A 548-nucleotide genomic window follows, 5' to 3' on the forward strand; every position below is an offset into this window, starting at 1 on the left:
GAGCGGTATTTTCAGGGACGCGCGCAGATTTTTCTAACCGGAGCATAGCTATCCCTATGTGAGGATTAGAAAAATTGAGCACGGCCCTGAAAATGCGGCTATAGAAGGAGCGAAGCGGTCCTGGGCCGAAAATTTATGCAACGATAGGGTTAAGTACTTTGGTGTCCAAGAATATTTCATGCCCTCCCTCAATCACAGATAGAGTGACATTTTTGTGCGTTTTGGTTAGCGCTTTTTCATATTCAATGCTTAAGCGTGGAGGAGCAACCTTGTCGTTTTTGCCTACAATAATTGTTATCAATGTTTTGTTTGATACACTTGTCACCAAATCAACAGGAGATGTCTTCTTCAAGCTCCATATAACGCGGTTCCCGCCATCAGCGTACCATGCCGATCATGGTCATGAGCGCCCCATGCAGGATCGACAGCCTGGCAATCTTCATCGGAACCACCCCTCAACCATACCTCTACCCATTTTTTCTCATTTTTATTTAGGTATTCTTCCAGTTTTTTTACAAAGTATTTTCTCTTTTCATGAGAGACATAAA

At 43.2% G+C, this 548-nt stretch carries 1 protein-coding gene; it reads right to left on the reverse strand.

The annotated features are described in order from the left end of the window. Window positions 1-348: 348 nt before the first annotated feature. On the reverse strand, window positions 349-548 hold a 200-nt coding region (locus tag ACQY6F_RS19065; RefSeq protein ID WP_428776702.1), incomplete at its 5' end, for a hypothetical protein.

The organism is Vibrio sp. (assembly GCF_050299255.1).
Taxonomy (GTDB): Bacteria; Pseudomonadota; Gammaproteobacteria; order Enterobacterales; family Vibrionaceae; genus Vibrio.